Origin of the sequence: Sphingorhabdus sp. (assembly GCF_044374345.1) — a bacterium.
Lineage (GTDB): Bacteria > Pseudomonadota > Alphaproteobacteria > Sphingomonadales > Sphingomonadaceae > Sphingorhabdus_B.
On sequence record NZ_JBILOS010000046.1, the window covers coordinates 1 to 15722 of the forward strand.

The 15722-nt window shown below is 57.0% G+C and carries 14 protein-coding genes and 1 tRNA gene; 8 read left to right on the forward strand and 7 right to left on the reverse strand.

The genetic code is table 11. The features are described 5' to 3' along the window. Both ACIQ5B_RS06280 and ACIQ5B_RS06285 read right to left on the reverse strand, forming a co-directional pair. Positions 1 to 453 (reverse strand): sulfite exporter TauE/SafE family protein (locus tag ACIQ5B_RS06280; protein WP_397598270.1); only part of this gene is annotated, 453 nt, incomplete at its 3' end. 123 nt (positions 454 to 576) lie between these two features. Further along, positions 577 to 1014, reverse strand: a complete 438-nt coding sequence (locus tag ACIQ5B_RS06285; protein WP_183939784.1) for an Rrf2 family transcriptional regulator — start codon at positions 1012 to 1014, stop codon at positions 577 to 579. 186 nt (positions 1015 to 1200) lie between these two features. On the opposite strand from ACIQ5B_RS06285, the gene ACIQ5B_RS06290 reads away from it, so the two are divergent. Together ACIQ5B_RS06290 and ACIQ5B_RS06295 are read left to right on the forward strand one after the other, a co-directional pair. Continuing rightward, the gene (locus ACIQ5B_RS06290) at positions 1201 to 4155 is read left to right on the forward strand and encodes a TonB-dependent receptor domain-containing protein (RefSeq protein WP_397598271.1); all 2955 of its coding nucleotides are present in this window, start codon (positions 1201 to 1203) and stop codon (positions 4153 to 4155) included. Positions 4156 to 4172: 17 nt separating this feature from the next. Further along, positions 4173 to 5222, forward strand: coding sequence for an LD-carboxypeptidase (locus ACIQ5B_RS06295; protein ID WP_397598272.1), 1050 nt, complete (start codon positions 4173 to 4175; stop codon positions 5220 to 5222). Here the strand turns inward: ACIQ5B_RS06295 and ACIQ5B_RS06300 are convergent. The 5 genes from ACIQ5B_RS06300 to ACIQ5B_RS06320 all read right to left on the reverse strand — a co-directional run bounded on the left by ACIQ5B_RS06300 (position 5219) and on the right by ACIQ5B_RS06320 (position 8329). Then, a complete protein-coding gene (locus tag ACIQ5B_RS06300) occupies positions 5219 to 5944 on the reverse strand; it encodes a lysostaphin resistance A-like protein (protein ID WP_397598273.1) in 726 nt (241 codons plus the stop codon). The two genes, ACIQ5B_RS06295 and ACIQ5B_RS06300, sit on opposite strands and share 4 nt — an antisense overlap. Before the next feature lie 70 nt (positions 5945 to 6014). Further along, the gene (locus tag ACIQ5B_RS06305) at positions 6015 to 6968 is read right to left on the reverse strand and encodes a TraB/GumN family protein (RefSeq protein ID WP_397598274.1); all 954 of its coding nucleotides are present in this window, start codon (positions 6966 to 6968) and stop codon (positions 6015 to 6017) included. Between the two features lie 56 nt (positions 6969 to 7024). Next, positions 7025 to 7687 (reverse strand): hypothetical protein, encoded by a 663-nt coding sequence (locus tag ACIQ5B_RS06310; RefSeq protein WP_397598275.1) that lies wholly within the window; start codon positions 7685 to 7687, stop codon positions 7025 to 7027. A 1-nt stretch (position 7688) separates the two neighbouring features. Beyond that, on the reverse strand, positions 7689 to 7892 hold the full coding sequence (locus ACIQ5B_RS06315) for a helix-turn-helix transcriptional regulator (RefSeq protein WP_397598276.1): 204 nt from the start codon (positions 7890 to 7892) through the stop codon (positions 7689 to 7691). Beyond that, positions 7889 to 8329, reverse strand: coding sequence for a hypothetical protein (locus ACIQ5B_RS06320; protein ID WP_397598277.1), 441 nt, complete (start codon positions 8327 to 8329; stop codon positions 7889 to 7891). The genes ACIQ5B_RS06315 and ACIQ5B_RS06320 overlap by 4 nt, the downstream gene beginning before the upstream one ends. A 177-nt stretch (positions 8330 to 8506) precedes the next feature. Here ACIQ5B_RS06320 and ACIQ5B_RS06325 point away from each other — a divergent pair, with 177 nt between their 5' ends. The 6 genes from ACIQ5B_RS06325 (at position 8507) to ACIQ5B_RS06350 (ending at position 15696) form a co-directional block, all read left to right on the forward strand. Continuing rightward, complete coding sequence (locus ACIQ5B_RS06325) at positions 8507 to 9394, forward strand: glycine--tRNA ligase subunit alpha (protein WP_397598278.1); 888 nt, start codon at positions 8507 to 8509, stop codon at positions 9392 to 9394. Next, positions 9391 to 11643, forward strand: a complete 2253-nt coding sequence (glyS, locus tag ACIQ5B_RS06330; protein WP_397598282.1) for a glycine--tRNA ligase subunit beta — start codon at positions 9391 to 9393, stop codon at positions 11641 to 11643. The genes ACIQ5B_RS06325 and glyS overlap by 4 nt, the downstream gene beginning before the upstream one ends. 130 nt (positions 11644 to 11773) lie before the next feature. After that, on the forward strand, positions 11774 to 14434 hold the full coding sequence (gene ppdK / locus ACIQ5B_RS06335; protein ID WP_397598279.1) for a pyruvate, phosphate dikinase: 2661 nt from the start codon (positions 11774 to 11776) through the stop codon (positions 14432 to 14434). A gap of 35 nt (positions 14435 to 14469) precedes the next feature. Then, positions 14470 to 15045 carry a DUF1214 domain-containing protein gene (locus ACIQ5B_RS06340; protein WP_397598280.1) on the forward strand — a complete coding sequence of 192 codons (576 nt, stop codon included), beginning with the start codon at positions 14470 to 14472 and terminating at the stop codon, positions 15043 to 15045. Next, positions 15042 to 15563 carry a DUF1254 domain-containing protein gene (locus tag ACIQ5B_RS06345; RefSeq protein WP_397598281.1) on the forward strand — a complete coding sequence of 174 codons (522 nt, stop codon included), beginning with the start codon at positions 15042 to 15044 and terminating at the stop codon, positions 15561 to 15563. The genes ACIQ5B_RS06340 and ACIQ5B_RS06345 overlap by 4 nt, the downstream gene beginning before the upstream one ends. Positions 15564 to 15619: 56 nt before the next feature. Next, positions 15620 to 15696: transfer RNA gene (locus ACIQ5B_RS06350), tRNA-Arg, on the forward strand. Positions 15697 to 15722 lie beyond the last annotated feature (26 nt).

The following is a 15722-nucleotide window of genomic DNA, read 5'->3' on the forward strand; positions in this document are numbered from 1 at the left end:
ACCGCCGACAAGACCAAGTGGCATCGTTACCTTGGGATCGCGGGGCTTGTGCTGATGGGCGAAGTTCCATGCCTTATAGAGAAGGTAAAAGCCGATGAGCGTAAGATATCCCATGACAAACGGGCGCGCTGCCTCTGTATGAATGCTCGCCAACAGATAGGCGCCGGTGCAGCCGCCAATCACACCCGGAATGGCAATGCGGGCAAACAGCTTCCAATCGATATTTTTGTGCAACACATGGCTGATGCCCGATGCGCCCGTTGTGAACATTTCGACAAAATGCACGCCAGCAGATGCGCGGGCAGGGGCGACGCCCATGACGCTGACCAACAATGTGCTGCAAATGACGCCAAACGCCATTCCAAGCGCGCCATCGACCAACTGCGCGGCAAAACCGACCGCGATATAAGGCGCGACGGCAAACCAATCGATATTGGCAATATAGTCAATCATCCAAGTCTCGCCTTTTGCGCTGGAACGGTGAATATATAATCGGGAGTCACTTCTTTAGCCACCGCTTTGTATCTCACGAATTTGTTTGGAGCGCCCAAGAATGTGTTTAGCGCGGCAGTCTAATTATTCCGCCGCTTGTGCGAATGCTTCAGCGTCAACATTGTCGCACAGATTGATTCCGTCCAACAGGTCCGCCGTCTTGTCGCGCACCTGAAGCATGAGGGCGCGGGTGCGGCAATTTTCTTCCTCGACGCAATTCTTGCATGTCTCATGCGCATAACGGCTGGCACAGGGGACCAAGGCCAAAGAACCGCGCATGATGCGGATAAGATCGCCATAGCTAATGTCGATGGGGGCAACGCCCAGCCAATAGCCGCCGTCCTTGCCGCGTTGTGATGCGACGAGCCCCGAACGTGTCAGTTCGGACAAAATGACGGTCAGGAATTTGGGCGGAATCTTTTGCGCCTCGGCAATATCGGCTAGCTGCACAGGCCCTTTGCCGAAATGGTCCGCAAGATGCTGCATGGCGCGGATGGCGTAGCGGGTTTTCTGGGACAGCATGATTTGCTTGTGCGCCGGAAAGCCTGTTTTTTCAACCCAGCAAGTAGACAAAGTGGCGATAGTTTGAATTTCGTGCCGAAATTCTGGTCGATCTGCGTGCAAATGCAGTTGCATTGCAACAGGTGTCGGCATAGCGTGTGATGGTAAACGAGGCTCAGGGGTGAGCTAGAATAACTGGGGGATAATATGAAATATTCAAAAACCGCGATTCTTTTGTTGGCAACGTGCCTTACCACGCCTGCCTTTGCGCAAGATGCATCGCCGCCAGCCGCGGCTGAAACCGCTGATGAAGGTGCAGCGATTATCGTGACGGGTTCGCGCATCAAGCAGGATCCCGCCAAGAGCGCGCTGCCTTTGCAGATTATCAGCACCGACGATCTGACGCGCGAAGGCATTAACAGCCCTGAACAGCTCATCTCTTACCTGTCGACCAACGGCAATGGTGCGGATAACCTCGCGTCCAATGCGGACGTAACATCGGGTGCGCAGCGCGGCACCAACGGCCTGTCGGCAGCCAACTTGCGTGGCCAGGGTTCGGCATCGACATTGGTGCTGCTCAATGGACGCCGCGTCGCAGCGCACGGCCTGACGGGTTCAGCGGTCGATGTGAACCAAATTCCGATGGCTGCGCTTGAGCGCGTGGAAGTCCTGAAAGACGGCGCGTCGGCTATTTACGGAACCGATGCCATTGGCGGTGTTATGAACTTCATCACCAAAACAAATTTCCAGGGCCTCGCGCTTAACGCCTTCACGGACATGGCCGAAGCAGGCGGCGGCGCGATTTATCGTCTGTCGGCGACGGGTGGTTATGGCGACCTGGACGAAGATGGCTTCAACATTTTGGCCACCGTCAGCAGAAGCGTCAATAAAGCGCTGAACGGTTCTGAGCGCAGCTTTGTAAACGGCAACCAGCCCAATCGCGGCCTTTCGGTTGATACGCGTGGAACGCCAATTGCGACAGCGTTCGCCACAGGTTCAAACGCGCTCTTTGCGCCGACCGGTTCGCTTTTAAGCGGTGTTACCTTGCTTGAGGCAGGGGCCACTGTTCCGGCCACGGGTGGTATCAACATCCTCGATCTTCCCGGCGGCGCAGGTTGCGCATCCATGGATGGGGGCATGGCATATGATGACCAATTGTGGGCCAATACCTCGGCACGTTTTGCTTGTGCGTGGGACACCGGCCGCGCCGCAGTTCTTCAGCAGCCATTGGAAACGCTGACTTATTATGGACGCGCAACGGCGAAACTTGGCGACCATCAAATTTATGCGGAAATCACGGGATCAGACGCCGATTCTTCGAAGCGTTTTTCGAACAACCAATATTCGGGCAACGCCACAACCTTGCCATTATATTATCCGCTGAACACAACGACAGCATCGACCTATAATGACGTGTATAACAAGCTGCTCGCCGTTTTCCCGCAAATCGCAGTCAATTATGGCAAGCCGATTTCCTATCGCTGGCGTTGTACGTCATGCGACGTGCGTGAATATGAAACCAACACAAAAACCTTGCGCGCCGCTTTGGGTGCCGAAGGTCCATTGTGGGATGGCTGGGATTATCGTGCCGGTGGATCATACGCCCGCAGCCAATCGACGTCGGTATTGGGTACGGGCTACCATTATCGTGGAACCTTCGCCTCGGCCGCAGCAGCGGCTGCGTCGGGTGTGACGGGCGCTGTATCTGGCGGCATTGATCCACGCGCACCAACAGCGCCCGGCGCAACGCAGCCTGGCATTGTTGGCCTGCTGAACAGCGGTATCCTGAACCCGTTTTCATTGACGCAATCTGATGCGGCACTTGCCGGACTGAAAGCCATTTCTGCCGAAGGCGTAACGCTGTACGGCGGTAAATATGAAGTGAAGCAACTCGATGGTTCGGTGTCCGGATCGCTGTTTGATTTGCCCGGTGGTACCGTTCAGGTCGCGCTTGGCGTGGATTATCGCCGCGAAACATATAGCTTCAACGGTTCGCCAGCTGCCGTCACCGGAACGCCCGACATTTTCAACGTGGCCTTTGACAATAATAATGCGCTGACTGCGAAAAACCGCACGGTTAAGGCGGCTTATGCCGAAGTGCTTGTGCCGGTTTTTGAAGCGCTTGAAGTAACCGGTGCTCTCCGCGTGGACGATTATAGCGGCTTTGGTTCGACGGTTAATCCTAAGATTTCGGCAAAGTACCGTCCGCTTGATTGGCTGATGTTCCGTGGATCGTTCAATACGGGCTTCCGCGTTCCTGCGTTCAACCAGATTTTCAACGGCGTTACGCAATCGCCAAACCCCGGCAACACTTTGGTGGATCCAACCACCTGCGCAACGGGTGCGGTCAGCACGCTTCCGGGCTGTTCAGCGATTACGCCAGAGACGCTTTCGGGCGGTAACGTGAACCTTGGACCAGAAACATCGAAGCAGCACAGCATTGGCGTTGTTCTACAACCATCGAGCCGTTTCAGTGCCTCGTTCGATTACTGGTCGATCGCGGTTGACGATACCATTGGTGCCCTGACGCTGCGTCAGTTGCTCGATAATATCAGCTTCTTCCCCGATCGGGTGACCCGCACGAACAACATCATCACGCTCATCGACCTGCGCGCCGACAATATCGGTTCGCGTCGGACAGAGGGTCTTGAAGTTGCGCTGCGTGGCGGCATGGATGCGTTCGGCGGTGTGATTACCGGTGGTTTGGACGGAACCTATCTGCTGAAAAAGCGTGAGAAGTTTCTGCCGTCGGCACCGTTCGGCCCCAGCTTGATCGGCCGCTTCACCTTTGCAGGCGATTTGGGTCTCAAGTGGAAGCACAGCGCCTTTGTGTCTTATACAAAGGATGACTTCACCTTCAACTTCTCGCAAATCTATCGCGACGGTTACGCAAACCAGGCATTGCCAGGCATCGCCAATGGCACAGTGGTCCGTCCGGATTTCAACCCGAAGGTAAAATCCTATGTCACCTATAACACGTCGGTGAGCGTCGATCTGCTCAAGCAATATCGTCTGACCGCTGGCGTGCGGAACGTGTTCGACACCGATCCGCCATTTGCGATCACCTATGACAGCAACACCGGTGCCGGCTCCAGCTGGGAACCACGCGTTGCTGACCCACGCGGACGGTCGTTCACATTGTCGATCGAAGCGAAGTTCTAAGCAAAGGAACGCCGGGTATGGATATCAATGCAACTCGGCGTCAGATTATGGCGGGGCTGGCGGCAATGCTGTCGGCCCCACCGCTTTTGGCGGCTTCGCCTGAGGCAAAAGGCGCGCGTAAGCCATCGCGTTTGCGCGTCGGCGATACCGTCGGCCTGATTGAACCGGCGTCGGCGAGTGACGAGCCGTTCCAGATCCAGTTGGTTGAAGAAGCCATCATCGCAATGGGGCTGAAGCCCAAACGGGCGCCGCATGTGTTGAACCGCTACGGCTATCTTGCCGGGCAGGACAAAGACCGCGCGGCAGACATCAACGCGATGTTTGCGGACAAGGACGTAAAGGCGATATTTGCGGTGCGCGGCGGATGGGGCAGCGCACGGCTTTTGCCTTATCTCGATTGGAACATCATTCGCGCCAATCCCAAGCTGCTGACGGGCTTTAGTGACATCACCGCCCTGCACATGGCGATTGCGGCCAAGGGCGGCTTTGTGACCTTACACGGGCCAAATGCGGGCAGCGCATGGGGCAAGTCATCATGGGACATATACCGCGAAATCGCCTTTGATGCGGGCACACCCTCATTTGTTAATCCAGAGGGCGACGAGGACCGGCTGACCCAGCGTCGCTGGCGCACACGCGTTTTGGGCACGGGCACGGGCAAAGCGCAGGGGAAGCTGCTCGGCGGTAACCTAACCGTGCTGACTGCGCTTGCCGGAACCCCTTATTTGCCGGACTTTAATGGCGCGATCTTGTTCCTTGAAGATGTGGACGAGGCGGAATATCGCATCGACCGGATGCTCACCCAATTGGGGCAGGCTGGCGTGCTAAAAAACCTGAAAGGCGTTGTGTTTGGTCAATGCACTGACTGCGTCAACAAAGGCACCAGCTACGGTTCGTTTACGTTGAATGACGTCCTCACCCAGCATCTGGGTGGTTTGGGCATTCCTGCCTATCAAGGGGCGTGGTTCGGGCATATTACCGACCAATTCACGCTGCCCGTTGGCGGCATGGCAGAAATTGACGCCGATGCCGGTACGCTGCGCTTGCTGGAGCCTGTCGTCGTTTAGTTCAAAATTTGGGATATGACCAAAGCAAACGCATTGTTCGCCATGTGCAGGATGATGTTCGTGCGCAGCGATCCTGTGCGGTGGTAGAGATAACCAAAAGCGATGCTGAGCGACATCAATCCGGGGATGGCATAAAGCTGCATATGTACGACCGCGAACAGGAATGATGACAGCAGGATTGCCGCCCAAAAGGGCACATATTTCGCAACCGCATTTTGCAGCATGCCCCGGAACAGCAATTCTTCGACAATCGGCGCCGCAATCGCAATGGCGAAAAATATCGCGGCAATATTCACGGGCGTGCGCGGTATGGAGGCAAGGATTTTGGCCATTTCCTCCTGCATTCCGACACCGGGGATGACATAAGTCGCGTAAATATAATTAAACGCCATGGCCGCCATGATCACAACGACCGCAAGCGCCGCTGCTTGACGCAGCGGGATTTTGCCAAAACTGTTGAGCCCCAATATCGCCATCCGCCCTTGCTTGCGCAGATACAGCCACATCAGGAACAATTGCATAATCGCGGCGGCAACAAGGCCGAAGATTATCACAACGGGCATTGCGCTGCTCGCTCCCGTCGCGGCCATGATGAGGCCCGTACACACCCCCTGCAGCACAAAATAGAGCAGGATAAACCCGGCGCTGGGCCAAAGACCCGGATAGTTCGGGCTTTCCAGTGACCCGGCATAAGCGCCATCGGTGCGTTGTGTGTTGTCCATTGCGATCCTGCTAAACGTTAAGGGCCCGAACGCATATCGTCGGGCCCTTACATGTGTGACACATCACAACTTAATAGGCCACCCGCGTTGCGTTCAGGCCATAAGCAGGAAGCAGATTTTGAACGCTCGTCGGGCCAGCCAAATGCCCTGCGCCCACCGCCATGAATGTTACGCCGGGCTTTGCCATGCGCGCCGAAATCCATTTCGCCCAATTGGCATTCCGCTTCGTCAGCAGGGCGTCGTACAAGGTGCGGCTGGTCAGGCCCTCGTTCATGAGCTGGCCAAGGCTTTCGGTTTCGGCCGATGCCCACATGGCGACCATCTTGTCGGTGGTGCTGGCCACTTCATCAATCAGCTTTGCGGTTTCGACTAAGAAAGTGATTTGTTCCGCCTCCGGCAGGGTATCAAACAAGCCAAACTGGAATTCCATGGTTTCAAGTCCCGCGATGGGCTTGTTGCTACCCTTCGCCGCTGCCGTTAGCTGTTTTTCAACACCGCTATTGGGATCGAATCCGGATTTTTGCATTGCTAAGACGGACAAAGTGATCCCCGCCGCCCATGGCTCAAACGGGTCGAAAGCAGCGGCGGGAAGGCCAAGTTTGCCCATGGCCGCCTCATACACCGCGCGGTCCGCATCGGTCATTTTGGAACGCACGGTCTTGCCCTGTTGGTCCATCGCCAATTTGCCAAACAGGGCTTGGACTTCGGCGGCGGGCGGCTCGACCAGTTCCAATACCAACTGGTCCGAACTGTCAAAAGCCGTCTTTACGCCATCATCAAACCAGCCAAGGCCTGGTTTCAAAAGATGGACTGAACCGAACAGATAGACCGTGGTGTCTTCGTCCTTCACCACCCACAAAGCGGGATCGACATCCTTTATGGTAACGGCAGGGGCTTTGACGGGGGCAAGCGCCTCGATTGCGGCGGGGGCTTCGGTTGGCGTGGTCTGCGCTGCGGCAGGTATTGCCCATGCCAGCGCACATGTTGCGGTCGCGGCAAGCACGGACTTTAAACGTAAACGCATAGATATTCTCCTTTAAGGTCGCGGTAGCAACAAATCGTAAGTAAATGGTTTCGATATCAGCGATATTTTTTCCAGAACCAGACCGCCGTCCATATTAACGCAAAGAGCATGAATATGGCCACGCCATCGGGCTCCGGCACAAAACCGCCGCGCCACAGAATCCACCAAGTTGGCGCGCCGATCATGAATGCGTATGCGGCGTAATAGCCGCCGTCACGATAGGCGCTTGCTTCCTGTTCATCGATTGCGCGCTTGTGCCAGAACCAGGCGATGATCGGCATAATCACTATCCAGAAAAAGATCAGCATCAGGGCGATGACTGGCGGCATTGGGCTGTCTGTAAAGATTGGCAAAGCTCCGGCATCCGAAGTCACAATGCGTGTGTCGTAAAACGCAAGGAGGAGACCGATTGCACCACCGGCCAGTCCCAAACCCCAGACAATGTTGCGATTCAGCTTTTCGCGGCGCGTGAGCCCCTCATTACTGGTTTGCATCTTTCTGACGTTCCTCCAGATCGCAAACGCAAGGCCGATGATGATGGTGGCAAAGGCGCACAATGTCAGTATTCCATCGGCCCCGATTGCGCCACCACCGTGCGCCTCATGTGCGGCGAGATAACCCGCAACGGCAACTGCAGCGATCAAAATGCCAAAGCCCGAAACGATAACCCACATATTGCGGCGGCCGTTTGAACCGGCGATTTCATCACGATCAATCATGCTAGTCTCCTTCAAATTCGTCATCGAATATCTCCTCGATCGGCAATGCAAACAGCCGTGAAATCTTGAACGCCAGCGGCAGCGACGGGTCATATTTTCCCGTCTCGATGGCATTGACCGCTTGGCGCGATACATCGAGATGCTCGCCCAAATCGGCTTGGCTCCAGTTCCGCATGGCGCGGAGCACTTTCAGCTGATTTTTCACCGGCGATACCGTTCGAAAAAGAAACGGATGTGAAATGCCATTGCGACGGTTATCGCCAGTGTTTCTGATGCGAACCAGTCGTTTGGTCCCGCCGTCACATTGTCGCCCGATAGACCTCCTCCAGCCCATTCTCCGATAAGTTGCGCGCCGTTTCCGATGTGTATGATGGCGGCAAGACAAAACCATATTGCAATGATGCCCATCGCAAATCTGCTGGCAATACATGATACATGACGAAAATAATCATCGTTACGAGACGATAGCACCGCGACCAGCAACGATGTCGCAACGGCGAGAATGCAGCCGCCTGAAACCAAAGACGAAAGCGTGACCCATTGCGTCGATAGCAACACTAGATTGGCTGCTGCGCCAACGCCGACGATATAATAGGCCGCGCTCCGTTCGCTTGGTGTCGGCGCCATGGGATCGTAAGGCATGAAAAATGACTCCCGAAAAAAGTCGATGCTACCTGACATTGTGTCATGGAAACCTTACTATTGCGATACGTGCAATATGTCAACAACACCTTACATAATGCCATGCGTGGCTGACAAAACGAGGCGCGCGCTTTTCAGAACCTTGATTTAGCCGCCTATCTCCGCCAAGGGCTGGCCATGTCCGACATCGCACCACTTAGTTTTCAGGACCTGATCCTCACCCTCCATGATTATTGGGGCAAGCAAGGCTGCGCGATATTGCAGCCTTATGATATGGAAATGGGTGCTGGTACCTTCCACACCGCGACCACTTTGCGCGCGCTTGGCCCTGATCCGTGGAATGCCGCATTCGTGCAGCCGTCGCGCCGCCCAACCGATGGCCGCTATGGCGAAAACCCCAACCGGCTCGGCGCCTATTACCAGTATCAGGTGATATTGAAACCAAGCCCGCCGGACCTTCAGGAACTGTATCTCGGCTCGCTCAAGGCCATTGGCATTGATCCGTTGTTGCACGACATTCGCTTTGTCGAAGACGACTGGGAAAGCCCGACGCTGGGTGCATGGGGCCTTGGCTGGGAAGTCTGGTGTGACGGCATGGAAGTCACGCAGTTCACCTATTTCCAACAAATGGGCGGGTTTGATTGCAAGCCGGTCTCGGGCGAGTTGACCTATGGTCTGGAACGTCTGGCGATGTATATCCAGAACAAGGACAGCATTTTCGACCTCGCGTATAACAATGCCACCGCGGATCGCCCGGCGATTACTTATGGCGACGTCTTCCGCGAAAACGAGCGGCAGATGAGCACCTATCATTTTGAGGTTGCCGACACCGACATGCTGTTCGATGCCTTTAAAAAGGCGACTGCGGAGTGCGAAAACTGCCTTGCTCGCAGCCTACCCATTCCCGCCTATGAACAGGCGATCAAGGCCAGCCACATCTTCAACATACTTCAGGCGCGCGGCGTCATTTCCGTGCAGGAACGCGCCAGCTATATGGGCCGCGTCCGCGACCTCGCCAAAGGCAGCTGCCAGGCATGGATGGAAAAGAACGGATGGACGGCATGACCGATTTTCTGCTGGAACTTCGCTCTGAAGAAATCCCTGCGCGCATGCAGGTGAAGGCCAAGGAGGACTTGGCGCGTTTGTTCAACGATGCGCTGGCCAAGGCCGGGTTGGCCGCGGCTTCGGTTGAAACCTTTGCCACGCCGCGCCGTTTGGCGTTGATTGCGACGGGGCTGCCGCTGGCGACAGACGCCGTGTCCGAAGAAACCAAAGGACCAAAAGTCGGCGCGCCGCCACAGGCGATGGAGGGTTTCCTCCGTAAAGCCGGCCTGACGCAACATCAGCTGATCGAACGCGATGGCGTGTATTTCGCCGTCGTGGAAAAGGCAGGGCGTCAGACCGCTGATGTTCTGGCCGAGGCGATTCCAACGATTATCCGTGCGTTCCCATGGCCAAAGTCACAACGCTGGGGCGCGGGGTCGGCTTCGACGGAAAGTCTGCGCTGGGTCCGCCCATTGCAAGGCATCGTCGCGATATTGGGCAATGATGTCGTGCCATGCGAAATCGAAGGCATCGTCAGCGACGCGACGACCATGGGACACCGGTTCCACCACAGCGGCCCTGTCACTATTGGCAACGCAGGCGATTATGCTGAAAAGCTTCGCGAGGCCCATGTTCTCGTGCACTTCTCCGAACGCTGCGCGATCATTCGCGACGGCGCAAAGGCAGCTGCTGCGGCCGCAGGGCTGACGTTGGTTGAGGATGAAGGGCTGGTCGTCGAAAATGCCGGACTGACCGAATGGCCCGTGCCGATGCTTGGCCGTTTTGACCCCGCGTTTTTGGAAGTTCCGCAAGAAGTTATTCAGCTCACCGCGCGCGTAAACCAGAAATATTTTGTCTGCCACGACAGCGACGGCAAGCTTGCCAACGCCTTTGTCTGTACCGCGAATATCGATGCGCATGACGGCGGCGCAGCGATTGTTGCGGGTAATGAGAAGGTTCTTGCCGCGCGCCTGTCTGATGCGAAATTTTTCTGGGAACAGGACCTTAAGGTCGCGTTGGACGACCAAGCGACGAAGCTTGCGCAGATCACGTTCCACGAAAAATTGGGCAGCGTCGCCGACAAGGTCGAACGCGTTGCCAAGCTGGCGCGCTGGTTGGTCGAAGAAGGCATTGTAGGTGCGTGCTCCCCGGCGCAGGCCGGGGCCCAGCCCGCAAACAATGATTCCTCTGATAAGGTTCTGGACCCCGGCCTTCGCCGGGGAACACAAGAGCTGGCGGACCAAGCCGAACGTGCAGCGCGGCTATGCAAGGCTGACCTCGTCACCGGCATGGTTGGCGAGTTCCCCGAACTGCAGGGCCTCATGGGCGGCTATTACGCCCGCGCGCAAGGCGAAGCGAATGCTGTCGCCGACGCGGTCCGCGACCATTACAAGCCCGTCGGGCAGGGCGACGATGTGCCCACCGCGCCGGTCACTGTGGCGGTCAGCTTGGCGGACAAGCTGGATAGTATAGCTCAGTTTTTTGCAATGGGTCAGGCTCCCACGGGTTCCAAAGATCCGTTTGCACTCAGGCGCTCAGCTTTTGGTGTGCTGGCCTTGCTTCAGACGAATAATGTTCGCTTCGATATAGCCGCGATACTCGCTGGTTTAATCAACTTCATCGGACCAGAAGATTCTGTGATGGACATCACTAAGCGCCGGTTTTGGTCTCAATCTTGGAACCAAATTCAGATAGGTTACGCTTGGGATAAGCCTCACAATGCCTATCCTGAACCTCTCGAAAGCACTCCCAAAATCATCGGTGAACTTCAGAAGTTCTTCGCCGACCGCCTCAAAGTCCAACAACGCGAAGCGGGTGTACGGCACGATTTGATTGATGCGGTGTTTAGCCTTGGTGGTGAGGATGATCTTGTCCGGCTGCTCGCCCGGGTGAAGGCATTGCAGGCATATATCACGACAGCCGAAGGCGCGAATTTGTTGGCGGCGTATAAGCGCGCGGCGAACATATTGAAGGCGGCGGACGGTGTTGATGCCGCTGCACCCGCTCCGGCGGAGTTGGTTGCTGAAGAGCGTGCGCTCCTCACCGCGCTCGACACCGCCGCACCCAATGCCGCGGCCGCCGTCGATGCCGAAGATTTCGAAGGCGCAATGGCGGCGCTTGCCAGCCTGCGCGCGCCCATCGATGCGTTTTTTGACGGCGTGATGGTGAACGACGAAGACCCCGCCAAACGGGCGTTTCGTTTGGGCTTGCTGGCGCGGTTCCGTGATGCGGTAACACAAGTGGCAGATTTTTCGAAGGTTGAGGGGTGACGCGAAACTCCCCTCCCGCAAGCGGGAGGGGTCGGGGGTGGGCATCTGCCCTAACCGTCGCAAAGCTCGCCCAAAGGCGAGCCCCACCCCTAGCCCCTCCCGCCTGCGGGAGGGGAACACAGGAGGCAGCATGACCCAATATGTATTTCGTTTCGGTGGTGGTGTTTCGGACGGCGATGAAACCGTTCGCGGCAACAAGAATATCCTTGGCGGCAAGGGCGCGAACCTTGACGGCATGGCGTCTATTGGATTGCCTGTCCCCCCCGGCTTCACGATCACGACCGAGATGTGCACCGCCTATTACGCCAATGGCCAAAGCTTCCCTGACAGCGTGCGTGCAGAAGTTGCGGGCGGCCTTGCGCATATTGAACAGGTCACCGGAAAAGCCTTTGGCGATGCGGCCAATCCGTTGCTCGTGTCCGTCCGCTCCGGCGCGCGTGTGTCGATGCCCGGCATGATGGATACCGTTTTGAATCTGGGACTTAACGACCAAACTGTAGAAGGTTTGGCAGCATCATCGGGCGATGCGCGCTTTGCGTGGGACAGCTATCGCCGCTTCATTCAAATGTATGCCGATGTGGTGTTGGAACTGGACCATGGCGCGTTTGAAGAAGCGCTTGAAATCGCCAAGGAAGACCAAGGCTATTATCTCGATACCGAGCTGTCTGCCGATGATCTTAAGGCGTTGGTCGCCGAATATAAAAGGCTGGTTCAGGCCGAATGGGGCAAGCCATTTCCGCAAGATGTGCATGACCAATTATGGGGCGCTGTTGGCGCTGTATTTGGTTCATGGGAGTCCGATCGGGCAAAGGTCTATCGCCGCCTGAACAATATCCCCGGCGACTGGGGCACTGCGGTCAATGTGCAGGCAATGGTGTTCGGCAACATGGGCGAAACGTCCGCAACGGGCGTTGCCTTCACCCGCGATCCCGCGACCGGCGAGAATGCTTATTATGGCGAATATCTCATCAATGCGCAGGGCGAAGATGTTGTCGCGGGTATCCGTACCCCGCAATATCTGACCAAGGCGGCGCGTGAACGTGCGGGCGCAAAGCCCTTGTCGATGGAAGAAGCCATGCCCGCGGTATATGCCGAGCTGGCGCGCGTGTTCGACATCCTCGAAACGCATTATCGCGATATGCAGGATATCGAATTCACCGTTGAGCGTGAAAAATTGTGGATGCTGCAAACCCGATCGGGCAAGCGCACCGCGAAGGCAGCGTTGAAAATCGCGGTCGATATGGCCGACGCTGGCCTCATCACCACGGACGAGGCTGTCCTGCGCGTGGACCCGATGGCGCTGGACCAATTGCTGCACCCGACGCTGGATCCCGATGCCGTGCGCGATGTGCTGACCTCTGGCCTGCCAGCATCGCCCGGCGCAGCTTCGGGCAAAATTGTGTTTGATGCCGACACTGCCGACAAATGGAAAGAGCGCGGCGAGTCCGTCATTTTGGTGCGCGTTGAAACCAGCCCAGAAGACATTCACGGCATGCACGCCGCAACCGGCATACTGACCGCACGTGGGGGCATGACGAGCCATGCGGCGGTTGTCGCACGTGGCATGGGCCGTCCTTGCGTATCGGGTGCTGGCAGCCTTCAGATCGACGCCGCGGCCAAAACGCTGCGCATCGCGGGACGGACGTTGCATGAAGGCGATATCATCACGCTTGATGGTTCCACCGGCGAAGTGATGGCGGGCGAAGTCCCGACGTTGCAGCCCGAGCTGGTGGGTGATTTCGGCACGTTGATGGTATGGGCCGACGCCGGTCGCCGGATGAAGGTGCGCGCCAACGCCGAAACGCCATTGGATGCGCAGACGGCGCGCGATTTTGGCGCAGAAGGCATTGGCCTGTGCCGTACCGAGCATATGTTCTTTGATGCCGCGCGCATTACCGCTGTGCGCCAGATGATCCTGGCGGATGATGAAAAGGGCCGCCGCGTTGCGCTCGACAAATTGCTGCCCGAACAGCGTAAGGATTTTGCCGCGATTTTCGAAGTGATGGCTGGTCTTCCTGTCACCATCCGTTTGCTGGATCCGCCGCTGCATGAATTCCTGCCACATCAGGAAAGCGAATTTGCCGAGGTTGCTGCGGCTGCCGGTGTCGGTGTGGAAGTGTTGAAACAACGCGCGGCGGAACTGCATGAATTCAACCCGATGCTTGGCCATCGCGGGTGCCGCTTGGGCGTGACCTATCCCGAAATTTACGAGATGCAGGCGCGCGCGATATTTGAAGCGGCCTGTTCATTGGCGGTCGCACCAGTGCCTGAAATCATGATCCCGCTGGTCGGCACGCGCCGCGAGCTTGAGCTGATGAAGGATGTTGTCGACAAGGCTGCCGAAGCCGTCTTTGCCGAACAGGGCAAGCGCATCGAATATCTGGTCGGCACGATGATCGAACTGCCGCGCGCCGCATTGATGGCCGATGAAATCGCTGAAGTCGGCAGCTTCTTCAGCTTTGGCACGAACGACCTGACGCAGACCACTTTGGGCGTCAGCCGCGATGATGCTGCACGGTTCCTGACGCATTATGTCGACAAGGGCATTTACGCCCGCGACCCGTTTGTCAGCCTGGATGTGGAAGGCGTTGGCCAGCTGATCGAAATTGCGGCGAACAAAGGCCGCGCGACGCGTCCTGAAATCAAGCTTGGCATTTGCGGCGAACATGGCGGCGATCCGGCGTCGATTGCTTTTTGTGAAAAGGTTGGCCTCGATTATGTCAGCGCCTCCCCCTATCGCGTGCCTATTGCGCGATTGGCAGCAGCGCAGGCGGCACTTGCCAGAAAGTAATCTTTTGCTCTAACCTTCGTTCGAGGGAGAGCATTATGAAAACGTGGCACCGATTTGCGGCATGTATCGCATTGGGCTTCATTGGCGGCACGGCTGATGCTGTGTATCAGGTCCGTGGCGGATTAAGCGATGGCACGGTCGAAATCGGGCCGTGGCAGACGGGAAAAAGCTTTGGCACCGTGGATGCAAGCGCGCTCACGCGGGCCAAGGTCGCTTTGGGTGGTCTACTGGCCTTACCTTCGAGAGAAGCGATGTATTTTACCGCGCAAAAGGACAGCGATGGCCGCGCACTTGACGGGCGCTGCACATATACCGTGCGCGGCGGCAAGCTTGATGGCCGTTGGTGGAGCGTAACCTTATATGAAGGCGAAGGCTGGCTCGTGAAAAATGCCGCCAAGCGTTGGTCGGTGCCCGCCAGTGCCGTTCCGGTCGATGAAGCGGGCGGATGGTCTTTCACGGTCGCGCCGTCGGCGCAAAGTGGAACATGGCTGCCGACGGGTTCAGTGCCCAAATTTGACCTGACGCTTCGGCTATACCATCCGTCAGCGACGACGATCCAAAGTCCGGAGACGGCGCAGTTGCCGACGATTGAACGCAAGGAGTGCGTATGATGCGGCGCTGGTTATTCCCGATATTGGCAGGCACCGTCATGGCCATTGGGGCCTATCATGCGACATTGCTGGCCACGCCTTTCGCGTTGATGCAGGCAGCGATTATGAAAGTCGGCAAACAGGCGCCCGCAAACCAGTTTGCTTTCTCGCCGATGACGACGGCGGAAAATCAGACGATCGTTCGGCCTAGCCCGGATCTTTCTTATTCCGTTTGCGCCTTTGATGTCTCCAAAGGGCCAGTGCTGGTCGATGTGCAGCCTGTGCCGGACCATTATTGGTCGGTGAGCATTTTTGATGCCCGAACCGATGTGGCGGCGGTACGCAGCGACAGGGATACGAAAGGTGCGCCAGCCCGCCTCGCGTTGATGAAGCAGGGGCAGACGGCGCCAGCGGGTTATGACCCCGTCCGTGTTGGTTATGACAGGGGGTTGGTGTTGATCCGAATATTGGTTGCCCCGGCCAGCACTTTCCCAACGATTGATGCCATCCGCAGAAAATCGACCTGCAAGCAGGTTTGAAGCGCAAATTAGCTATTGCACAACTTTGCCAGCGTCCCTAATAGCGGCGCTCCAGTGCACCCGTAGCTCAGCTGGATAGAGCATCAGACTACGAATCTGAGGGCCGGGCGTTCGAATCGCTCCGGGTGCACCACTTTTCTTCTCTCTGAATACAGAGAC